Here is a 499-nt window from a genome sequence, read left to right as displayed (position 1 = left end):
AGCATAAGCTGGTGTGCTTGTTACTTCATTACCATCCTTATCCAAAAGTGTGTAGCTGTTATCTTTAATCGTGATCGCTTTATCTTCACCGTTGACTTGAACAGTTTTTCCTGCAAAGGTTGGTGTTCCAGTTTGTGTCGCACCTTGGATATCTTTAGATGTAGCTGGATTAGCTGTTGGAACAGCTGCTACAACTGTTGGTGTGTAACTTGCATCTGAAGTGATGGTTGAAGTCTTACCGCCTGCATTGGTAATCGTCGCAGTTGCTTGGACTTTCACGCCAGTTGCAGTTCCGACAAAGTCTTTTTCAGGAGTAAAGGTTACTGCTCCTGTAGTAGGATCGATTGTGTAACTTCCTTCACCTGCTACTGTTACAGTGGTTTCATCGGTTGGTTGACCTGTTGCAGGGTCAATCAATTTCTTACTTGTAATTTGAGCAGTTTCATCATCACTCAATGCAAATGTAGGAGTTTCTGTTTGAGGAACATTTTGAATGTCT

Annotated in this window: 1 protein-coding gene; it reads right to left on the bottom strand. The window is 42.1% G+C overall.

Going from position 1 to position 499, the window contains the following annotated elements; translation table 11 throughout:
• Positions 1-499: hypothetical protein (locus HMPREF2926_RS08820; protein WP_141751789.1), on the bottom strand; the 499-nt coding region annotated here is incomplete at both ends.

The organism is Streptococcus sp. HMSC078D09, assembly GCF_001813675.1.
Classification (GTDB): Bacteria; Bacillota; Bacilli; order Lactobacillales; family Streptococcaceae; genus Streptococcus.
The sequence above is the reverse complement of the archived record's forward strand: the minus strand, read 5'-3'. Positions and strand labels throughout refer to the sequence as shown.